A 19,984-nucleotide genomic window follows, 5' to 3' on the forward strand; every position below is an offset into this window, starting at 1 on the left:
GTCAGATACGCGGGGGCCGGGCATTAAAATTTCGTATCGAGCGGCGTTGGAGCCGTACCCGCTACGAAAAAACCTCAAGTGCCCGACAGCACGAACGGCAGCGTCGTCAGCACAAACACCGAAATGCCGATGACCGGCGCACCGAACGCGATTGCCGCGAACGCCACGATGGCGCTCGCCAGCACGAGCGTTCTCGACACCCGGCGGTGTCGGCCGTGCGCCGTCGTCCGGTCCTCGCGGATAGCAGGGGAGCGCGCGCCGATCACGTGTTTCCAGAACGTCAAGCCCAGCATCATTCCATGGCTCCTGTATGAAAGATGATCGAGACGGGGGCGACGCGCCGGAAGCGGAAATCCCCGTGCACGAAATCAGTGATGCAAAATAAGTGGATCGGATCGGCGGACCGATAGCGCGTCGTTACGCGGAACGTGTCGCACGCACGTGTGCGAACGCATGCATTGCGATGCGGGACGACGCATCGATGTCGTGTTCAAGCGTGCACGGGAAGGACTACGGCGCGCATCGTCCGCCTGTCGGCGGGACGGTGGCTCGGGAAGGAGACGCAGGCGTCCTGCCTGTCAGGCGGAGAAGCAACTCGGAGGACGAGGACTTCGGATGCGCATGGCGCGTGTTCGGTAGTGGCTGGCGAACCCATTCTAGTGAACGGATGAGCGGGCGCAAGTAAAAAGGTCGTAAAGGTGCACGAATCGCTCGTTACGTATACCGCGCACTGATGTGCGCTGGTGTGGCATGGCGCGTACCGGAACGTGCGGTTCGCGCTAACGGCTCCGCAAACGGTCGAATCCAAAAAAACGCGTGACGATTTTCGTCGTCACGCGTTTCCCGTTTCTGCATGACGGCGCGCACGCCGGCGAGCCGGCGCACGCTGCCGTGTCGTCAGAAATCGAACCCAGGCCCGCCCGCGCCCGGGCCGCCCGGCGCGGCAGCGGGCGCCGCATCCTTCGGCGCTTCGAACACGGTCGCATCGGTCGTCAGCAGCAGCCCGGCCACCGACGCCGCGTTCTGCAGCGCGGTGCGCGTGACCTTGGTCGGATCGAGCACGCCCGATTCGACGAGGTCGCCGTACTCGCCCGTCTGCGCGTTGTAGCCGAAGTTGCCCGTGCCTTCCGCGACCTTCGCGACGACGACGCTCGCTTCCTCGCCCGCATTCGTGACGATCTGGCGCAGCGGTTCCTCCAGCGCGCGCAGCACGATCTTGATGCCCGCGTCCTGATCGGCGTTCGTGCCTTTCAGTTCGCGGATCGCCTGCCGCACGCGGATCAGCGCGACGCCGCCGCCCGGCACGATGCCTTCCTCGACGGCCGCGCGCGTGGCGTGCAGCGCGTCGTCGACGCGATCCTTCTTCTCCTTTACCTCGATTTCGGTCGCGCCGCCGACCTTGATCACCGCCACGCCGCCCGCGAGCTTCGCGACGCGTTCCTGCAGCTTCTCGCGGTCGTAGTCGGACGTCGCTTCGTCGATCTGCACGCGGATCTGCTTCACGCGCGCCTCGATGTTCTTCGCATCGCCCGCGCCGTCGATCACCGTGGTGTTTTCCTTGCCGACCTCGATGCGCTTCGCCTGTCCCAGTTCGGCGAGCGTCGCCTTCTCGAGCGTCAGGCCCGTTTCCTCGGCGATGACCTGGCCGCCGGTGAGGATCGCGATGTCCTCGAGCAGCGCCTTGCGGCGATCGCCGAAGCCCGGCGCCTTGACCGCGATCGTCTTCAGGATCCCGCGGATGTTGTTCACGACGAGCGTCGCGAGCGCTTCGCCTTCGACGTCTTCCGCGATGATCAGCAGCGGGCGGCCCGACTTCGCGACCTGTTCGAGCACCGGCAGCAGGTCGCGGATGTTCGAGATCTTCTTGTCGTGCAGCAGGATGTACGGGTTCTCGATCTCGGCGATCTGCTTGTCCGGATTGTTGATGAAGTACGGCGACAGGTAGCCGCGATCGAACTGCAGCCCTTCGACGACGTCGAGCTCGTCGGCGAGCGACTTGCCGTCCTCGACGGTGATCACGCCTTCCTTGCCGACGCGGTCGATCGCCTCGGCGATGCGCTGGCCGATCGATTCCTCGCCGTTCGCGGAGATCGTCGCGACCTGCGCGATTTCCTTGCTCGTGGTGGTCGGCTTGCTGATCTTCTTCAGCTCGTCGACGGCCGATGCGACGGCCTTGTCGATGCCGCGCTTCAGGTCGAGCGGATTGAGCCCGGCCGCCACGTATTTCTGGCCTTCGCGGACGATCGCCTGCGCGAGCACGGTGGCCGTGGTCGTGCCGTCGCCGGCCGCGTCGCTGGTGCGCGACGCGACTTCCTTCACGAGCTGCGCGCCGATGTTCTGCAGCTTGTCCGCGAGTTCGATTTCCTTCGCGACCGACACGCCGTCCTTCGTGACGACGGGCGCGCCGAAGCTGCGTTCGAGCACGACGTTGCGGCCTTTCGGCCCGAGCGTGACCTTCACCGCGTTCGCAAGGATGTTCACGCCTTCGGTCAGCTTCGACCGTGCGATGTCGCTGAAAATGATTTCCTTGGCTGCCATGATTGCGCTCCGTTATTGATTGACGACCGCGACGATGTCTTCTTCGCGCAGCACGAGAAACTCGTTGCCGTCCACCTTGACGGCTTGCCCCGCGTACTTGCCGAACAGCACGCGCTCGCCGACCTGCAGGTCGGGCACGATGCGCTGGCCGTCCGTGTCCTTGCGGCCGGGGCCCACGGCGATCACTTCGCCCTGGTCGGGTTTTTCGGCGGCGCTGTCGGGGATCACGATGCCCGACGCGGTGGTGGTTTCCTGATCGAGTCGCTTCACGATCACGCGATCGTGCAAGGGGCGTAGGCTCATTTTTTCGTCCTGTACGGTTCTGTCGAAGTTGGCTGGCACTCTTTGGCAGAGAGTGCTGACGAGTATAAAAATGGGCGGCGGCGCGATCCAATAACGGATTTGCACAAGCATTCGCGCCGTCGTGCAAAGCGCGGTGAACCGGCTATTGCGACACGGCCGGCTGCGCGGCAGGCGAGCAGACCGGGCGGATCGTCTCGCCGGCCAGCACGCGTTTCACGAACGGAATCGAATCGGCGAGCGACGCGTTCACGGTGCCGTTGTGCTCGCGGCCCGCATACAGGTGTGCTTCGACCGTCGTGCCGGCCGCGCACGCGTCCCGGGCGAGCGCGAGTTCGAGCGGCGCGAGCCCGTCGTCCGCGCCCGCACCGATGAAAACGGGCGTCGCGATCTTCAATGACGGGTATTTCAGGTAGTCGTCCCACCACGCCTTCAGCCGCGCATCGCCGCCCGGCTTCACGGTGTTCGCGTGCGTGAGGTGCGCGAGCGCCGCATCGTCCTCGAGCGATGCGAGGCAACCGATGCGCGCCTGTTCGAGAATCGGCAGCGCGGTGTCGGTCAGTACCTCGTCGGCCCGCAGCGACGGATCGATCTGCTGTGCGGACAGCACCGAGTAGAACTGGTACGCGAGCGTCGGATCGACGCGGTCGGGATCGCGCCGGTACGCCGTCTCGAACTTCGGCAGCGCCGCGAGCGTGGCGTGCGACGCGTTGTAGATCGTGCCCGTCGCGACGGTCGCGCGGATCGCCAGTTCGGGCGCATAGGCCGGCGCGTAGCCGGCTGCCGCGATCACGGCCGAGCCGCCTTGCGACTGGCCGACCAGCACGACCTCGTTCGCGAGGCCTGGCACGCCGCCGAGCACCGCGCGCACGCTGTCGAGCAGCGTGTAGCTGTTCGAACGGTTGTTGAGCTGCGGATTCGGGCCGGGCGTGCCGAGCCCCTGATAGTCGGTGGCGACCACCGCGAACCCTTGCTGAAGCCAGGCGTTCAGGTAGCGCACGTCGCGATACGAGCGGCCGAACCACGACGGCGCGCAGATGTCGGCCATCCCGAACGTGCCGTGCGCCCACGCGACGATCGGCCAGCCGCCGGCCGGCGGCGTGCCGCGCGGCACGAACAGCGCGCCCGACACGGCGATCGGCGTATGGCCGCCGACGCCGTCGGTCGACGCGTACAGGATGCGCAATTGTCGCGCGGCGCTCGCGAGCCCGACCGTCGCGGGCAGCGGCTCGGTGCGCAGCAGCACGCCGGGCTTGGCCGGAATGTCGCGGTCCCACGTGTAGAACGCGGATACGCGGCCGTCGCCCTGCAACGGGTCAGGAGCGGGGGCGCGGCCGGGCGAAGCGGCGAGCGAAACGATGGAAGGCACGGCGAGTGCCGATACAAGCAGCGTGCGCGCGGCGACGCCGCGCAGGGAAAGAAGCGTCATGGTCGGATGAAGGTCGATGAGAGCGGATGCGTCGGGCCATGCCGGCGCGAGCCGAGTGCGATGCAAGTTTCGAACCAGAAAGGTCGTTGCGTACGCAACGCGCGGCGCGGCGGACGATCGGTCGATGCCGCGCGTGTCGCACGCATGCACCGACTGCGTGTCGTGCAGCAATCCCGGCCGGCACGGTGTTGCTTCCGCAACAAAACGCGCATGCGCGGGCTGCACGGCGCAACGCTGGCATCGCGTGCCTGCGCCACGCCGGCCGGCCCTCGATACGCAAATCGCAGCGCTGGCACGATTGCTGCTGATCCGTTGACCGTGCGTCGCGGCGTGGCGACGCGAGCCCTTCCGTTCAACCGTTCAACCGATCAAGGAAACGCCCTCATGTCCGTCACCCAAGCCATCGACAGCGGCGAACTCGTGGCCTTCGTCGAGCGCGCTACGCGCGAATTCGCGCAAGCCGCGCGCGTGCTGAAGGAAACGCGCACGCTCAGCGCCACCAACACGTTCCAGGCATTCCAGCGCGTGCCGGGCACGGAGCTCGTCGTCGCGCTGTCGGCGCCCAGCCCGTGGGCCGCGTCGCAGGAGATCCAGCCGGTCGTCGTGACGCTCGACGGCGACGTGCTGCACGGCGACGCACGCGCCGGCGGCAACGGCCCGCGCTACGCAGGCGTATTCCGCGAGGCGCCGGAAGTCGACGTGGTGATTCATGTCCACGGCGCGTATCTCGGCGCATGGGCGAGCGCGCATCGTCCGCTGCCGATCCGTTACGCGCCAGCCGCGCGCTATACGCGGGCACGCGAAATCCCCGTCTACGTCGATCGCCGCCCCGGCGAGCCGCGCTTCATCGTCGACACGATCCGGCGCGATCCCGACGTACCGGCGATCATCGAGGCGAACGGCGGCGCGACGTTCTGGGGCAAGTCGATCCTCGACGTGTCGAAGTACATCCTGATCCTCGAGGAAGCCGCGTACTTCCAGGCGCTCGCGGAACCGCTCGGCGGCTCGCTCGAATTCGGGCCGGGCGCGCTCGAACAGCAATGGAAGATGACCGGTCTCGCATGATGCGGCGCGGCGGCCGGCGCAATCCGGCCGCCGTCATACCGATAGCTCGATGAATTGGTTCGTGGCCGGCGTGCGCGTTGCTATCGTCGAACCTTCCCCGTTCAACACGCCGGTCGTGCCATGGCCATCTTCAGCTTGCCGGACCCGACTTCGCATGCGATCACGATTCGCGCGAAGGCACTGACGTTCGACGATCCCAAATCGCGGGTGCTGCTCGAACGCATCCAGCTCGTCGCACCGAGCGATGCGACGGTGCTCGTCACCGGCGAGAGCGGCACGGGCAAGGAGCTGATCGCGCGCCTCGTGCATTCGCTGAGCGAGCGTCACGACGGGCCGTTCGTCGCGGTCAACTGCGGGGCTTTTTCGGAAACGCTGATCGAAAGCGAGCTGTTCGGCCACGAGCGCGGCGCGTTCACCGGCGCGATCAACAGCCAGCCCGGCTGGTTCGAATCCGCGAATCGCGGCACGCTGTTTCTCGATGAAGTGGGCGACCTGCCGCTGTCCGCGCAGGTCAAGCTGCTGCGTGTGCTGCAGGAGCGCGAGGTGACGCCGGTCGGCTCGCGCAAGACCGTGAAGATCGACGTGCGGCTCGTCGCGGCGACCAACGTGAATCTCGAAGCCGCGGTGCGCGCGGGCAATTTCCGCGAGGATCTGTACTACCGGCTCAACGTCGTGAAGCTGAGCCTGTTGCCGCTGCGCGAGCGGCCCGGCGATATCGCGCCGCTGATCGAACACTTCATCGACACCTACGCGAAGCGGCTGCGCGTGGCCGCGCCGACGCTGACCGACGCTGCGCGCGCGCGGCTGCATGCGCATGCATGGCCCGGCAACATCCGCGAACTGGAGAACGTGATTCACCACGCGGTGCTGATCTGCGCAGGCGGGGCGATCGACGTCGGCGACCTGCAATTCTCCGCGCTGTCACTCGCACCCGACCCGGCCGACGCACCAGGCACGGCCGCCGCGCCGCCGCGCCGCGCGCGCGACGTGGCCGAAGCGACCGACGCACTGCGCCACGCGGTGATCGAACTGCTGGATCTCGGCACGCCGGCGCTGTGGCAGCACATCGAGGACACCGTGTACCGCAGCGTGTTCGACTACAGCGAGCACAACCAGTTGCGGATGTCGCGCCTGCTCGACCAGTCGCGCAACATCGTGCGTGCCCGGCTCGCGCAGCTCGGCATCCTGAAGCCGCGCGACGCAGGCGACGGCGACGCCGACGCGCGGCTGCGCCGTCAGGCGTGATCGCGCCAGCGCAGCGCGCGCCGCGCGATCCGCTCGCATGACGCGCTCATGCCGACGGCCAGCGCCGTCACGCCCAGCACGCACACCAGCAGCACGTCGGCGCGCGCGCCGGCCTGCGCGTTCTGCATCAGACTACCGACGCCGGCGCCCGTGTTGAACAGCAACTCGCTGCTGGTCGCGGTGATCCACGCGAACGGCACGGCCTGCAGCACGCCCGCGAACAGGTCGGGCAACGCGCCGGGGATCAGCACGTCGCGCCACAGGCCGATGCGGGTCAGGCGATACGACTGCGCGAGCTCCACATAGCGCGGATCGACGCGGCGCAACCCGTCGAAGCTGGCGGTGGTCATCGGGTAGAACGCGGCCAGCGCGATGGTGAACACCTTCGCGAATTCGCCGGTGCCGGCCCACAGGCTCAGCAGCGGAATCAGGCCGAGCAGCGGTACGTAGCGCAGCGCCTGGAACGCCGGCTCGCCGAGCTTGCGCGCGAGCGGCGAGCGCGCCATCGCCGCGCCGAACACGAGCCCGAACGCGACGCCGAAGCCGAGCCCGAGCGTCGTGCGGCGCAGGCTCGCGCCGAGATCGGTCGCGAGTTCGCCGCTGCGCGCAAGTTCGACGAGCGCGGCGCCGACCTGCTGCAGCGGCACGAACGCATATTGATGGGCTGCGTCGCCGGACGAGGCGGTTTGCCAGGCGGCCAGCAGCAGCGCCGGTACGACGAGGCCGCGCGCGCGGCGGCGCAGCGGGGCGAGCGAGGCAACGCGGGTAACGAAGGTCATGCCGAGGCGGTTCCGGTCAGGGTCAGCGCGCAGGCGTCTGCCAGCGCAACGCATAACGTTGGACGAGTGCGATCGAGCGGTCGAGCGCGAAGCCGATCAGCCCGATTACCGCGACGTCGACGAGCACCACGTCGAGCCGCAGCATCTGCCGGGCGAGTTCCATCATCTGGCCGATGCCGCTGTCCGCGCTGAGCAGCTCGACCGCGACGAGCGCGAGCCACGCACGCGCGAGCGCGATCCGCACGCCGGTGAGCAGCGGCGGCAGCGCGGCCGGCAGCAGTACGTCGCGCAGCAGCGCGAAGCGGCCGAGCCCGTAGTGGCGCGCCATCTCGACGAGATCGCGCGGCGCGTCGTGCACGCCCGTGTATGCGGCCAGTGCGACCGGGAAGAACACGGCCTTGCCGACCACGACGAGCTTCAACGGTTCGTCGACGCCGATCAGCAGGATCAGCAGCGGAATCAATGTGAGCGTGGGCAATTGCCGCAACAGGTCGAAGGTCGGCCGCAGGTAGTCGGCGAACAGCCGGCTGCGTGCGAGCAGGATGCCGAATGCGGCGCCGCTGGTCGCGCCGATCGCGAACCCGAGCACGAGGCGGTGCAGCGTGATCGACAGGTTGTCGCGCAGTTCGCCGGTGTCGAGCAGCGTGCGCAGCGTCACCGCGAGGCGCTCGGGCGGCACGACGAGCTGCGGCGGAAACCAGCGCTGCGCGCTCGCGAGCCACCACAGCGCGGCGAACGCGACGGGCGTGATCCACCACAGCGCATGCTCGCCGAGCTGCGCGACGCTCGGCACGCGAATCGCGCGCAAGCCGTTCGGCGCGAGGGCGCGGATCGCCATCAGCGGCTCGCGACGCGCGGGGCGTCGGCGCGCCAGTAGCCGTCGAGGCCGAGCTGCTTGAGCGCGGTCGACACGAAGGTCGGCGCGAGCAGCGCGTTCACGTCGACCGGCGCGGACGTCAGCCCGGCCTGGCGGCTGTACGCGACGACATCGCGGTAATGGCCGGTCAACGCCGGCGTGAAGAGCGGCGTCCATTGCTCCTTCCACGGCGTCGCTTCGTCCGCGTATTCGCGGCGCACGACGCTTTCCGGCTGGCCGGACGCGCTCAGGATCTTCACGTACGCGTCGCGGTTCTGCGGCTGCGAGATCCAGTGCGCGGCCCGGACGTAGGCAGTCGCGACGATCTGCGTGATGTCGGGGTAGCGCCGCACGAAATCGTCGGATGCCCACAGTTCCGCGCGCATCTTCCAGTCGTCGGGCGCGCGCTTGGTCGACCAGATGATCTTGCCGACGTTCTTGTCGACGAGCGAATACGCGTCGGACAGCGTGAAGAAGCCGTCGACGCGGCCGGCCGCGACGGCTGCCGCGCCGGCCTGCGGATCGAGGTTGTAGATCCTGAAGTCGGACAGCTTCAGCCCGTTCTCGGCGAGCAGCTTGCTGAACGGCACTTCCCACGGCCGGCCGCGATTGAGGGCGATGCGCTTGCCCTTGAGGTCGACGATCGACTTCGCGCTCGAGCCGGCCGGCACGACCAGATAGGTATTGCTGCCGACGCCGCCCGGCACGATCAGGCGCGTATGCGTGCCCGACGCGTTGACGACCACCGACGGCAGGTCGCCGTAGCCGGCGAAATCGATGCTGCCGTTCGTGAATGCCTCGTTGACGAGCGTGCCGACCGCGGCGGTCGACACCGGCACCCATTGCAGCGTCACGTGCCGCGCGGCGAGTGCTTTTTCGAGCGACTTGTCGGCGTCGATCAATGCGGAGGCGCCCGCGTATTGCGTCTTGCCGCCGCTCGAATACGCGACGACGGCGATCCGCACGACCTTGGGCGGGTCTTCCGCGTGCGCGGCAGGGGCGGTGAGCGATGCGGCGGCCAACGGCAGCGCGGCGAGCAGCGCGCGCAGCGGGCGGCGCAGCGAGGCAAGGCAGAGCGTGTGTTTCATGATGGTCCCGAACAGTGAACGGTAAAGGGGCTCACGCACGTTTTTGCAGCGAGGGCTGCAGCACGTCGGCGAGCGGGCGCGGATCGATCCAGTCGGCGACGTCGAAATCGGCTTCCAGAAAACCGTGGTCGTGCAGGAAGGTCTTGAACTCGCCGAGCGCGGCGACCGATTCGTCGTCGAGATTGATGCCGAGATGCCGGTGCAACTGGTTGCCGTACGCGGCGCGCACCCAGTCGATCGACGACGCGGTTTCGCCGGCCACGTAGTGCGCGGTTTCGTCGGGATGCGTGCCGGCCCATTCGCCGGCGGCGACCACGAGTTTGAGGAAGCCGGCGACGATGTCGGGATGGTTCGCGAGCACGTCCGCGTTGACGGTCAGCGGTCGCGGCGTGCCGTTGTTGTTGCGGATCGAGCGCTCCGGATGAAAGCCGATGTCGATCACGACGTGCGCGCCGATCAGTTGCGCGATTTCGAGGCCCGTCGAACCCTTCACGTAGATCGCGTCGACTTCGCCGCGCAGCAGCGCGCCGGCTTCGGCCGCATACAGCGCGCGGCTCGAAAAGCCGTGCGGCGACGCGAACAGGTTCGCCGCCCGCGCCGGCCCGACGGCTTGCAGCGTGCGGGCGCGCACGTCGACGCGTTCGACGTCGCCGAGCGTCAGCCCGTCGAGGCTCAGTGCGTTGACGAAGCCGCGCAGCGCCGATGCGCGAAAGATGTCGATGCGATCGTCGGGGCGGCTCGGAATCGCGATCCGGCGCCCGCGCAACGCCTTCACGGACCGGATGCCCGACTCGGGGCGCGCGAGAATCAACTGCGACTCGTCGACCCACGACAGCCCGATCACGCGCGTATGCGCGTCGTTCGAGCGCGCCCACATCGCGGGGATGCTGCCGCCCTGGCGAAACGATTGCGCGAGCGTGTGATCGCTGATCGACGACACGTCGTGCCGCGTGGCGCCGCGCGGCGAGCGGATCGCGACGCCGTCGGCCGAGGTCTCGCCGTTGAGCCAGCCGAGGTGCACGGCGATGCCGAGCGGCGTCGGCACCGGCGATCGGGCGTACCAGAACGTCTGCTGCTTGTCCGATGACGAATCGGGCCTGTCTGTCATGTGTGAGATTCCCCTGTCTGGGTAAGCGTGGTCGAGGCGCGGTGTCGCCCGCGCGGGCCGTTCCACGTTGCAAGTTCCGGGCCACAGTGAACGGCAACCGCCGTGCGGCCGCTGCCGCGGGCCGCGCGGGCGATGCGCGGCATGGCGGCAGTCCCCTGCGTTGTTGCGTGAGCAACAGTCGCATCGGGCGCTGTTGCGCGCGCAGCACCGGTGCGGCGGATGCAGCAGCGGCGCGTGTGCGTGTCGCGACGGGTTCGGCGGCAATCGGCGCACGTGATTCGACCGCCGCCTACGCCCGGCCCGCAAGGCGCAGCGCGCGTTCATCGGCGCCGCCGCGCGCGGCGCGGCGAGCCCGTTGGCACACCGCGTGCTTTACAGCGCTGCACACGCGCGGCACGCCGGTGCCGCACGCAATCCGAACGGGCCGACAAGGAGAATCCCGATGGCTGTTGAATTTCTGTGGCGCCTGCCGATGCACGGCGACGGCCGGCGCGCACACGATCTGCATACGCGCGGCGAATGGAATCGCCAGCGCGCGTCGCGCGTCGCGCCGAAAGTCGACGACGACGCGTTCGGCTACATCGACTATCTGTCGCAGGTCGCGCGTGCGGCCGACATCGCCGGTTTCCACGGCGCGCTGATTCCGATCTTCCGTTTCACCGAGGAGCCGTGGGTCGTGGCGGCCGCGCTGGCGCGCGAGACGCGCCGGTTGCGCTTGCTGATCGCGCTGCAGCCGCATTTCGTGCATCCGGTCTATGCGGCGCAAATGGCCGCGAGCCTGCAGCGGATCAGCCGCGGCCGCGTCGAGTGGAACGTCGTCACGGGTGGCGGCGGCCCTGACCAGCGCGCGTACGGCGATTTCATCGATCACGACAGCCGCTATGCGCGCACCGACGAATTCCTCGACGTCGTGAAAGGCGTCGCAGCCGGCGCGCCGTTCACGTTCGACGGCCGCTTCTATCGCGTCGAGGAGGGCGGCCTGCTGCCGCCGCTGAGCGGCCAGAAACCGCCGCGGATCTATCTGGCCGGCGCGAGCGACGCGGCGCTCGCGGTCGCCGCGAAGCACGGCGACGTGCACCTGAGCTGGGGCGAGCCGCTCGCGAAGCAGAAGGAAGTGATCGATGCGGCCCGTCGCGCGCTCGACCGGCAGAACGCCGAGCGCGACCTGCGCTTCGGCATGCGCATCGACATCCTGGCGCGCGAGACCGAGGAGCAGGCGTGGGCCGAGCTGCGGCAGATGTTCGCGACGGTGGGCGACACGACGCGCAACGGATTCGGCGGGCGCGGCGAAGCGTCGGAGTCGGTCGGCGCGAAACGCCAGTTCGCCTTGCACCAGGGCAACACGCAACACTTCGACGACCTGATCGTCGGCCCGAACCTGTGGGCCGGGATGTCGCAGATTCGCGGCGGCCCCGGCTGCGTGATCGTCGGCAGCCACGAGCAGGTGGCCGAGCGGCTCGCGGAGTACGTCGAGATCGGCGTGTCGACGTTCATCCTCGCGAGCAACCCGCATCTCGAAGAAGCGTACCGCGTGGGCGAGGAAGTGCTGCCGCTCGTCGACGGCGCGCTGAACGCGCGCGGCACGCAGGCGGCGCTGCCCGTGGCCGGCGCCTGAGCGCGGCGGCCCGCCGCCACGCACCCATGACAACGACAAGGACACTCACCATGACGACACTCGCTGCGCAGGCCACGGCTTGCGACGCACTCTGGTACACGCGCTGCCCGGTGCCGACCGCGCTCGGCATCGCCGTGCATCGCGGCTGGTTCGACGAGGAGTTCGGGCCGGACGGCATCGCACTCCATTCGCTGCAGGAGACGGCCGACGCCGACAAGCGCGAATCGCACTTCGATCACAGCCTGCGGCACTCGTTCCGGCAGGGCGGCAACATTCCCGCGCTGTGGGCGCGGGCCCGCGGCGCCGATACGCGCGTGATCGGCCTGTCGTGGACCAACGAATTCCAGGCGATCGTCACGCTGCCCGAGCGCGACATCCGCACCGCGCGCGACCTGCGCGGCCGGCGGCTCGGCTTGCCGCGCCATCCGATCAGCATCGACTTCTGGCGCGCGGCCGCGCTGAAGGGGTTCCTGAGCGCACTCGAACTGGAAGGGCTCGGCCACGGCGACGCCGAATGGGTCGACCTGCCCGACACGCGCGAGCGCCACACCGGGCCCGCGTCGTTCACGCGCGGCCCGCACGAATACGGGCTCGAAATCGCGGCGCTCGTGCGCGGCGACGTCGATGCGGTGTTCGTGAAGGGCGTGGCCGGGCTGGAAACCGTGCATCTGATCGACGCGCAGATCGTCATCGATCTCGGCGCGCATCCCGATCCGCTGGTGCGGATCGGCAACGGCACGCCGCGCACGCTGACCGTCGATCGCGCGCTGATCGACGCGCGCCCCGATCTCGTGAGCCGCTTCCTGTCGGTCGTGGTCGGCGCGGGTGACTGGGCCGCGCGCCATCCGGCGGAGACGGTCGCCTATATCGGCCGCGAAACGCGTGCATCCGACGAGTGGGTGCGCTACGCGTATGGCGCGGACGTGCATCGCCATCTCGAGACCGGGCTCGCGCCGACGTCGATCGACGGGCTGGTCGCGTTCAAGGATTTTCTCGTCGAGTGGGGCTTTCTCGAACACGATTTCGACGCGCGCGCGTGGATCGATCCGGCGCCGTTCACGCAGATCGACCGGCACCGCCATGCGTGGGTCGCGTAGCACGCCGCGGCGTGTCATTGCAAGGAGTCGAACATGACAGGGCTGACGATCGAATACGGCGTGCCGCCCGCACGCCGGCATGCGGCGCGTGCCGCGCCGCGCACGGTGAGCGTGACGGCGGCGACCCGGGCGCGACCGCCGTCGGTCGTACCGTCCGCGCAGGCGGACACGCGACCGGCGCAGGCGAGCGGATGGCGCGGCGCGGCCGCGATCGCGCTGGCTGTCGCGGCACTGCATGCGGGCGTTGCGCTGCTGACCGCGCGCGTGCCTGCCGCACCGCCCGCGCAGCCGCCCCGGCCGTTGCCGATGACGGTCGAATTGACGCGGCCGCCCGAACCGCTGCCGCAGGCCGCGCATCCGCCGCCGCCGGTCGTGCCGCCGAAGCCGTTGAAGCAGGCGCCGACCCCGCCGAAGCCGCGCGCGGCCGTACCGCGTCCGGCGCTGGCGGCCACGCCGCAGGCGACGCGCGAAGCCGCACCTGCACCCGTGACGGCGACGCCGGCCGTCGCCGCGCCCGCTGCCCCGATTCAGGCGCCTGCGCCCGCACCCGCCGTACCCGTGCGCGAAACCGCGCCGATCGGCGACGCGGCGTACCTGCGCAACCCGGTGCCCGACTATCCGGCGTTCGCGCAGGACCAGGGCTGGGAAGGGCGCGTCGTGCTGCGCGTGCACGTGCTCGCGAACGGCACGCCCGATTCGGTCGAGGTCCGCACGAGCAGCGGCCGCCGCCTGCTCGACAGCGCGGCGGTGGCCGCCGTGAAGCGCTGGACCTTCGTGCCCGCGAAGCGCGGCGACGAAGCGGTCGACGGCTGGGTCAACGTGCCGATCGATTTCAAGCTGGGCTGACCCGCCGGGCCGCCCGCACATTTTTCAAGGAACTCACATCATGAACGCTATCCCGACTACCTTCATCGTCCAGGGCGCGCTCTGGCTGCTCGTCGTCTTCTCCGTCGTCACATGGACGCTGATCGTCGTGAAGGCGATCCAGAGCCTGCGTTCGAGCGCGCGCAACCGGCGCTACGTCAGCGCATTCTGGGCCGCGAACAGTTTCCACGACGCGGCCGCGCTCGACGGCGCGAACAGCCCGGTGGGCGAACTCGCCGCGACGGGCTTCGACGCATTGCGACGCGCCGACGAGAGCAGCGCGCACGATCTCGAACACAGTTGGAGCCGTCACGACCTGCTCGAACGCCATCTGCGCCAGCAGATCCACAACGCGCGCCGGCGCGAGGAAGCGGGGCTCGCGGTGCTCGCGTCGATCGGCAGCACCGCGCCGTTCGTCGGGCTGTTCGGTACGGTGTTCGGCATCATCCATGCGCTGACCGCGATCACGCACAGCGCGTCGGCGAGCATCGACGTCGTGGCCGGTCCGATCGGCGAGGCGCTGGTCGCGACCGGGATCGGCATCGCGGTCGCGGTGCCGGCCGTGCTCGCGTACAACTTCTTCGTGCGCCGCGTGAAGGCTGCGTCGGCCGATCTCGACGCGTTCGCGACCGACTTCGTCACGCTCGCGCAGAAGGCCGGCTTCCGCGTGCCGGCCGCCGCGCCCGCGGCCGCCCCGGCGCGCCGTTCCGACGACACCCGCCAGGAGGCGTTCGCATAATGGCCTTCTCGTCCTCCTCCGACAACGACGACGTGCTCAGCGAAATCAACATCACGCCGCTCGTCGACGTGATGCTCGTGCTGCTGGTCGCGTTCATCGTCACCGCGCCGCTGCTGAACAACGCGGTGCACGTGAATCTGCCGAACACCGTCGCCACCGCGCCGGCCGACCGCAAGCCGAACGTCACCGTGAGCGTCGACGGCAAGGGCGTCGTGTATCTCGACAAGCGCGCGGTCGCGCTCGACACGGTGCCGGCCGAGCTGGCCGCGCTGAAGGCCGGCCGGCCCGACGTCGCGCTCGACCTGCAGGCCGACGAGCACGTGCCGTACGGCACCGTCGCGAAGCTGATGGCGGCGATCGAGCACGCGGGCATCACGCGACTGTCGGTGCTCACCGCGCCGCGCGGCTGACGCGCCCTTCACGACTCCTTTCTGCGAACGCATTCATGAGCACCACGGCTTCACACAACGTCCAGTCGATCTGGTACACGCGCTGTCCGGTGCCGACACCGCTCGGTATCGCCGCGCATCTCGGCTGGCTGGATCACGAATTCGCCGGCGACGGCATCACCGTGCGCGCGCTGCAGGAAAGCCAGCACGCGGCACTGCATCACGCGCACGTCGACCATTCGCTCGACAACGCGTTCCGCCAGGGCGGCAGCATTCCGGCGCTGTGGGCACGCGCGTCCGGTGCCGACACGCGCGTGATCGCGCTGACCTGGGTCGACGAGGCGCAGGCGATCGTCGCGTTGCCGGAAGCCGGCCTCGCGCGACCGAAGGATCTGCGCGGGCGCCGCATCGGCCTGCCGCGCCGCGACGGCGAGCGGATCGACATCTTCCGCGCGGCGGCACTGCGCGGCTTCGTGAGCGCGCTGTCGCTCGACGGGCTTGGCCCCGGCGACGTCGAATGGGTCGACGTACCGGCATCGAACCTGCGCGCGCCGGTGGCGACGCCCGCGACTCGCGACGCGGCGTTCAGTCATCCGGCGAGCCTGTCGAGCCGGCGGCTCTATGCGGCCGAGGCGGCCGCGCTGGTGCGCGGCGACGTCGACGCGATCTACGTGAAGGGTTCGCTCGGGCTCGAAACCGCGCACCTGATCGGCGCGCAGCCGGTGGTCGACATCGGCTTTCATCCCGATCCGCAGATCCGCATCAACAACGGCTCGCCGCGCCCGCTGACCGTCAATGCGTCGACGCTGGAGCGCCACCCCGATATCGTCAGCCGCTTTCTCGCGCGCGTGACCGACGTCGAAGGGTGGGCGCGCGAGCACGAGCACGAAGTGCTCGGCTATCTCGGCCGCGAGACGGGCTCGGGCCACGACTGGCTGCGGCTCGCATACGGCGCGGACGTCCACCGGCGGCTGCGCACGGATCTCGACGAAGCGTCGATCGCCGCGCTCGACGATTTCAAGCGCTTCCTGGTCGACTGGCGGTTCCTGCCCGCCGACTTCGACGTGCGCGCATGGATCGACCGGCGCGCGCTCGACGGCATCGCGACGCTGTCGCGGTGAGCACGCCGGCACGCGTCGCCGACGCATGGCGGCGCGAGCGCTTTACCGGCGGCTTCATGCTGCTCGCGCTCGCGAGCGGCACGACGATCAGCATGGCGCAGCTCGCGACGACGCTGTATGCGCTGGCGCTCGGCGTCGACGACGCACGGCTCGGCATCATCGCCGCGATGGAGCCGCTCGGCATCGCGCTGATGACATTGCCGGCCGGGCTGCTGGTCGCGCGCTACGGTGCACGGCGCGTGTACTTCGCCGCGAGCATGGGGCCGATGCTGCTCAATCTCGTCGTGCCGTTCACCGGCGCATGGCCGCTGATCGCACTCACGCAGGGGCTGATCGGGCTGTGCATCCCGTTCCGGATCGTGTCGATCAACGGCGTGTTTCTCGCGCGGCTCGCGCAGATCGGCCTCGCCCGCGCGGGCTGGTATCGCGCGGCGATGTCGGTCGGAACGGGGATGGCCGGGCCGTGGCTGGCGAGCTGGCTGATCGGCACGCACGGTGCGGCCGCGACGTTCTGCGCGGCATCGGCGAGTTTCGCGGGCATGGCGCTGTTCAGCCGCGTGTTGCTCGGCGAGGCGGCACCACCGTCGCGCGGCGCGTCACGTCGAACCGGCGGCCTGCGCGCGCTGTTCGCGCTCGCGTGGAGCCGCGACATCCGCGAGCAGCTCGTCGTGGAAGCGGTGAACAGCGCGACGCGCGCGCTCGTCGGCACCTATACGGTGGTGCTCGCGATCCAGTCGCTCGGCCTCACGCAGACGCGTGCCGTCGCACTGCTGACGTTGCAGGGCGCGGTCGCGGTGATCGCGCTGTTCGGGCTCGGGCACGTCGCGCAGCGAATGACGGAACGCCGTTGCCATGCACTGAGCGTCGCGGGCGGCGTGACCGGGCTGCTCGCGCTCGGCCTCGGGCGCGATGCTTGGATCGTCGGCGCGGGGCTCGCCGCGCTGTGCGCCGGCTCGTCGCTGCTGCATCTCGTCAACATGCAGCATCTCGGCCGTCATCCGGCCGACAAGAGCCAGGTATCGAGCCTCTACAACCTCGCGTCGATGACCGGCGCGTTCTGCGGCCCGCTGGTCGGCAGCGCGCTCGCGCCGCTCGTCGGGTTGCGGGCCGTGTTTCTGTGCTGGCTGCCGGTCGTCGTGCTGGTCGCGCTCGCGCTGCGGCTCGCACACGGGCGTCGCGGCGCGACGCAAGCGCTGCCTGCGAAGCCATCCTGACGAATTCGGCATCGTGCGGTGTTGCGTGACCAGCAATTTTCCGCTTACACAGATGCGCATGCAGCAACACGGGCGCAGCAGGCCCGCCGCGAGCCCCGTGCGACGGGCCTGTCGATGCTGGCATCCGAATTGCATGAGAGAACCCGTGCGTCGCGCACGCACTGCGTTCAACCGATCAAACAGGATGACTCATCGATGTTCAGGAAAAAACTAATCGTCACCGCGCTGGGGGGACTGCTGACGGGCGGCGCCGTATCGTTGCCCGCATGGGCAGAAGATGGCGCGGCGACGGCGGGGGCGCCGGACGCGAAGCCGGCGCAACAGGCATCGGACGACGCGGCCGCGGCCGCACCGAAGGCGGTGCGTGCGAACCGCGGCACGGCGGTACGCGAAACGAATCTCGGCACGGTGACCGTGACGGCGCGCCGGCGCAAGGAACGCATCCAGGACGTGCCGGTCGCGGTCAGCGCGCTGAGCGGCGATGCGATCAAGAACAACGAGCTGCGCGTGATCAACGACGTGACGAAGTACGTGCCGAACTTCACCGGACAATCGACCGAGGGCCGCGAGCGGCCGCGCTGGTTCCTGCGCGGCGTCGGCAGCAACGATCCGTCGGACCTGTCGCTGAGCCCGATCGGCGTGTACTTCGACGACGTGTACATCAACAGCGTGTTCGGGCAGGGCTTTCCGCTGTTCGACCTCGACCACATCGAAGTGCTGCGCGGGCCGCAGGGCACGCTGTGGGGCAAGAATACGGTCGGCGGCGCGCTCAACATCACGTCCCAGAAGCCGACGTTCGACGTGAGCGGTTACGGCAAGCTCGGCTTCGGTCAGTACAACAGCCGGCTCGCGGAAGCGGCGATCGGCGGGCCGATCGGCAAGAACGACGTGCTGGCCGCGCGCGTGTCGGTGTATCACGAGAATGCCGACAGCTTCTACACGAACACGGTGCAGCAGGGGCGCTTCGGCGGCTTCCACGACAACGCGGTGCGCTTCCAGGTGCTCGCCGTGCCCACGGCGGACACCGATTTCCTGTTCAACATCCATGGCCGCAACTACACGGGCGGCGGCAACGCATGGCACGCGGAAGGTGCGGGGCGCGGTGGCACGAACCAGTTCGGCTTCGTCGGGTCGAGCGATCCGTATACGGTGTCGCTCAATGCGCCGTCGAGCGATCACATCTCGACGTGGGGCACGTCGCTGACTGCGCACTGGCGCATCAACCCGGCGGTGTCGCTGACGTCGATCACCGCGTTCGAAGGGCTGCACCGCTGGTACCAGGACGACGAGGACTATTCGCCGGTCGATGCGGCGCGCTCGCACGATCGCCTGTCGAGCCGGCAGTTTTCGCAGGAATTCCGGCTCGAATCGCCGCAGAACGACCGGCTGAGCTGGATCGTCGGCACGCACCTGTTCACCGAGCAACTGGCCGAGCAGGGCGCCGGCGGCGGGCTGCCGGGCTCGCCGTCGCCCGCGTACTACCATCTGACCGATCTCACGCAGCACACGCAGAGCGCGGCAATCTTCGGCAGCGTCAAGTACCGCTTCACCGACCGCTTCAACGTGACGGGCGGGCTGCGTTACACGATCGAGCGCAAGACCATCAACCTGACCGGGCTGCAGGATACCGGCAACGTGACGTTCAGCGATCCGAACAGCTGGTGGTCGCCGTCGTCGGTGTCGTCGCCGCTCGCGGTCAGCGCGCGGCAGAACCAGGCCAACACCTGGCGCGCGCCGACCTGGGACCTCACGCCCGAATATGCGCTCAGCAGCAATGTGCGCGCGTATTTCCGCTATGCGCGCGGCTTCCGTTCGGGCGGCTACAACGGCAACGCCTATACGCAGAGCACGGTGTCGACCGTGTCGCCGGAGTACCTGACCGATTACGAGGTCGGCATCAAGAGCGAGTGGTTCGACAAGCGGCTGATCGTCAACGCGAGCGTGTTCCACTACGACTATCGCGACATCCAGGTGTTCGCGCTGGCGCCGAACCCGTTCGGCGGGCCGCCGGTGTCGACGCTGTCGAATGCCGGGCAGGGGCGCGCGGACGGTTTCGAGCTGGAGCTGAAGGCGCAGCCGGTCAACAGCCTGTACCTGTTCGCGAACCTCGGGATGCTGAACACGCGCTACACGGAATTCCGCAACGTGCCGACGGCCGTTGGCAACTCGTTCGCGCGTTCGCCGCATACGACGCTGAACGCGGGCTTCGACTATCGCGTGCCGGTGTCGTTCGGCACGCTGACGGCGGGCGGCGACGTGAACTACCGCAGCCGCGAGTACTTCAGCGCGACGCGGCAGACGATGCCGCAGCTCTGGCAGGGCGGCTATACGGTGCTGAACGCGCATGTGTCGTACACGACGCCGAACCAGAAGTACATCGTGACCGGCTACGTGACGAACCTGACGAACAAGGTCTACAAGAAACTCGAGTTGTTGCCGTCGTATGGCGCGTATCCGGTGCTGTATGGCGATCCGCGCACGGTCGGGATCACGCTGACCGCGAAGATCTGACGGCGATGCCTGCCGCGGCGCCGGCG

18 protein-coding genes are annotated in these 19,984 nt (G+C 69.0%); 10 read left to right on the forward strand and 8 right to left on the reverse strand.

Going from position 1 to position 19,984, the window contains the following annotated elements; all coding sequences use genetic code 11:
* Positions 1–74: 74 nt before the first annotated feature.
* The 4 genes from HWX62_RS05830 to HWX62_RS05845 form a co-directional block, all read right to left on the reverse strand.
* Entirely contained in the window at positions 75–296 is a 222-nt protein-coding gene (locus HWX62_RS05830; protein ID WP_175932839.1) for a hypothetical protein, read from the reverse strand.
* Between the two features lie 601 nt (positions 297–897).
* Positions 898–2,538 (reverse strand): chaperonin GroEL, encoded by a 1,641-nt coding sequence (groL, locus tag HWX62_RS05835; RefSeq protein ID WP_175932840.1) that lies wholly within the window; start codon positions 2,536–2,538, stop codon positions 898–900.
* Between the two features lie 12 nt (positions 2,539–2,550).
* A complete protein-coding gene (locus tag HWX62_RS05840; protein WP_011694564.1) occupies positions 2,551–2,841 on the reverse strand; it encodes a co-chaperone GroES in 291 nt (96 codons plus the stop codon).
* A 142-nt stretch (positions 2,842–2,983) separates the two neighbouring features.
* Positions 2,984–4,267 (reverse strand): lipase family protein, encoded by a 1,284-nt coding sequence (locus HWX62_RS05845; protein WP_175932841.1) that lies wholly within the window; start codon positions 4,265–4,267, stop codon positions 2,984–2,986.
* Positions 4,268–4,651: 384 nt separating this feature from the next.
* Here HWX62_RS05845 and HWX62_RS05850 point away from each other — a divergent pair, with 384 nt between their 5' ends.
* Both HWX62_RS05850 and HWX62_RS05855 read left to right on the forward strand, forming a co-directional pair.
* Positions 4,652–5,332 (forward strand): class II aldolase/adducin family protein, encoded by a 681-nt coding sequence (locus HWX62_RS05850; protein WP_175932842.1) that lies wholly within the window; start codon positions 4,652–4,654, stop codon positions 5,330–5,332.
* Between the two features lie 120 nt (positions 5,333–5,452).
* Positions 5,453–6,577, forward strand: a complete 1,125-nt coding sequence (locus HWX62_RS05855; protein WP_175932843.1) for a sigma 54-interacting transcriptional regulator — start codon at positions 5,453–5,455, stop codon at positions 6,575–6,577.
* Here HWX62_RS05855 and HWX62_RS05860 read toward each other — a convergent pair.
* The 4 genes from HWX62_RS05860 to HWX62_RS05875 are packed head-to-tail and all read right to left on the reverse strand — an operon-like array spanning position 6,568 to position 10,408.
* Positions 6,568–7,356 carry an ABC transporter permease gene (locus HWX62_RS05860; RefSeq protein ID WP_175932844.1) on the reverse strand — a complete coding sequence of 263 codons (789 nt, stop codon included), beginning with the start codon at positions 7,354–7,356 and terminating at the stop codon, positions 6,568–6,570. The two genes, HWX62_RS05855 and HWX62_RS05860, sit on opposite strands and share 10 nt — an antisense overlap.
* Positions 7,357–7,378: 22 nt before the next feature.
* Positions 7,379–8,194: an ABC transporter permease gene (locus HWX62_RS05865; RefSeq protein WP_175932845.1), complete on the reverse strand. Its 816-nt coding sequence runs from the start codon at positions 8,192–8,194 to the stop codon at positions 7,379–7,381.
* Positions 8,194–9,300 carry a PhnD/SsuA/transferrin family substrate-binding protein gene (locus HWX62_RS05870; protein ID WP_175932846.1) on the reverse strand — a complete coding sequence of 369 codons (1,107 nt, stop codon included), beginning with the start codon at positions 9,298–9,300 and terminating at the stop codon, positions 8,194–8,196. Before HWX62_RS05870 ends, HWX62_RS05865 begins: the two co-directional genes overlap by 1 nt.
* 31 nt (positions 9,301–9,331) lie before the next feature.
* Positions 9,332–10,408: an ABC transporter substrate-binding protein gene (locus HWX62_RS05875; RefSeq protein ID WP_175932847.1), complete on the reverse strand. Its 1,077-nt coding sequence runs from the start codon at positions 10,406–10,408 to the stop codon at positions 9,332–9,334.
* 442 nt (positions 10,409–10,850) lie between these two features.
* Between HWX62_RS05875 and HWX62_RS05880 the strand changes: the two genes are divergently transcribed.
* From HWX62_RS05880 to HWX62_RS05915, 8 genes are all read left to right on the forward strand, one after another.
* Positions 10,851–12,023, forward strand: coding sequence for an LLM class flavin-dependent oxidoreductase (locus HWX62_RS05880; RefSeq protein ID WP_175932848.1), 1,173 nt, complete (start codon positions 10,851–10,853; stop codon positions 12,021–12,023).
* Between the two features lie 50 nt (positions 12,024–12,073).
* Entirely contained in the window at positions 12,074–13,120 is a 1,047-nt protein-coding gene (locus tag HWX62_RS05885; RefSeq protein ID WP_175932849.1) for an ABC transporter substrate-binding protein, read from the forward strand.
* Between the two features lie 33 nt (positions 13,121–13,153).
* Entirely contained in the window at positions 13,154–13,966 is an 813-nt protein-coding gene (locus HWX62_RS05890) for an energy transducer TonB (protein ID WP_175932850.1), read from the forward strand.
* Positions 13,967–14,006: 40 nt separating this feature from the next.
* Positions 14,007–14,723 (forward strand): MotA/TolQ/ExbB proton channel family protein, encoded by a 717-nt coding sequence (locus HWX62_RS05895; protein WP_175932851.1) that lies wholly within the window; start codon positions 14,007–14,009, stop codon positions 14,721–14,723.
* Positions 14,723–15,133, forward strand: coding sequence for a biopolymer transporter ExbD (locus tag HWX62_RS05900; RefSeq protein ID WP_006484323.1), 411 nt, complete (start codon positions 14,723–14,725; stop codon positions 15,131–15,133). The genes HWX62_RS05895 and HWX62_RS05900 overlap by 1 nt, the downstream gene beginning before the upstream one ends.
* Before the next feature lie 35 nt (positions 15,134–15,168).
* Entirely contained in the window at positions 15,169–16,233 is a 1,065-nt protein-coding gene (locus HWX62_RS05905) for an ABC transporter substrate-binding protein (protein WP_175932852.1), read from the forward strand.
* Positions 16,230–17,447, forward strand: a complete 1,218-nt coding sequence (locus HWX62_RS05910) for an MFS transporter (RefSeq protein ID WP_175932853.1) — start codon at positions 16,230–16,232, stop codon at positions 17,445–17,447. Before HWX62_RS05905 ends, HWX62_RS05910 begins: the two co-directional genes overlap by 4 nt.
* Positions 17,448–17,642: 195 nt before the next feature.
* Complete coding sequence (locus tag HWX62_RS05915; RefSeq protein WP_175932854.1) at positions 17,643–19,958, forward strand: TonB-dependent receptor; 2,316 nt, start codon at positions 17,643–17,645, stop codon at positions 19,956–19,958.
* Positions 19,959–19,984: the final 26 nt, after the last annotated feature.

Source organism: Burkholderia sp. BCC0506, assembly GCF_902833145.1.
Lineage (GTDB): Bacteria > Pseudomonadota > Gammaproteobacteria > Burkholderiales > Burkholderiaceae > Burkholderia.

Bases quoted from the DNA above. Each gene is read 5' to 3' on its own strand.
- HWX62_RS05870 (WP_175932846.1), bottom strand. From the start codon at position 9,300: ATGAAACACACGCTCTGCCTTGCCTCGCTGCGCCGCCCGCTGCGCGCG.
- HWX62_RS05865 (WP_175932845.1), bottom strand. From the start codon at position 8,194: ATGGCGATCCGCGCCCTCGCGCCGAACGGCTTGCGCGCGATTCGCGTG.
- HWX62_RS05830 (WP_175932839.1), bottom strand. From the start codon at position 296: ATGATGCTGGGCTTGACGTTCTGGAAACACGTGATCGGCGCGCGCTCC.
- HWX62_RS05885 (WP_175932849.1), top strand. From the start codon at position 12,074: ATGACGACACTCGCTGCGCAGGCCACGGCTTGCGACGCACTCTGGTAC.
- HWX62_RS05915 (WP_175932854.1), top strand. From the start codon at position 17,643: ATGTTCAGGAAAAAACTAATCGTCACCGCGCTGGGGGGACTGCTGACG.
- HWX62_RS05890 (WP_175932850.1), top strand. From the start codon at position 13,154: ATGACAGGGCTGACGATCGAATACGGCGTGCCGCCCGCACGCCGGCAT.
- HWX62_RS05895 (WP_175932851.1), top strand. From the start codon at position 14,007: ATGAACGCTATCCCGACTACCTTCATCGTCCAGGGCGCGCTCTGGCTG.
- HWX62_RS05855 (WP_175932843.1), top strand. From the start codon at position 5,453: ATGGCCATCTTCAGCTTGCCGGACCCGACTTCGCATGCGATCACGATT.
- HWX62_RS05840 (WP_011694564.1), bottom strand. From the start codon at position 2,841: ATGAGCCTACGCCCCTTGCACGATCGCGTGATCGTGAAGCGACTCGAT.
- HWX62_RS05875 (WP_175932847.1), bottom strand. From the start codon at position 10,408: ATGACAGACAGGCCCGATTCGTCATCGGACAAGCAGCAGACGTTCTGG.
- HWX62_RS05860 (WP_175932844.1), bottom strand. From the start codon at position 7,356: ATGACCTTCGTTACCCGCGTTGCCTCGCTCGCCCCGCTGCGCCGCCGC.
- HWX62_RS05880 (WP_175932848.1), top strand. From the start codon at position 10,851: ATGGCTGTTGAATTTCTGTGGCGCCTGCCGATGCACGGCGACGGCCGG.
- HWX62_RS05850 (WP_175932842.1), top strand. From the start codon at position 4,652: ATGTCCGTCACCCAAGCCATCGACAGCGGCGAACTCGTGGCCTTCGTC.
- HWX62_RS05845 (WP_175932841.1), bottom strand. From the start codon at position 4,267: ATGACGCTTCTTTCCCTGCGCGGCGTCGCCGCGCGCACGCTGCTTGTA.
- groL (WP_175932840.1), bottom strand. From the start codon at position 2,538: ATGGCAGCCAAGGAAATCATTTTCAGCGACATCGCACGGTCGAAGCTG.
- HWX62_RS05900 (WP_006484323.1), top strand. From the start codon at position 14,723: ATGGCCTTCTCGTCCTCCTCCGACAACGACGACGTGCTCAGCGAAATC.
- HWX62_RS05905 (WP_175932852.1), top strand. From the start codon at position 15,169: ATGAGCACCACGGCTTCACACAACGTCCAGTCGATCTGGTACACGCGC.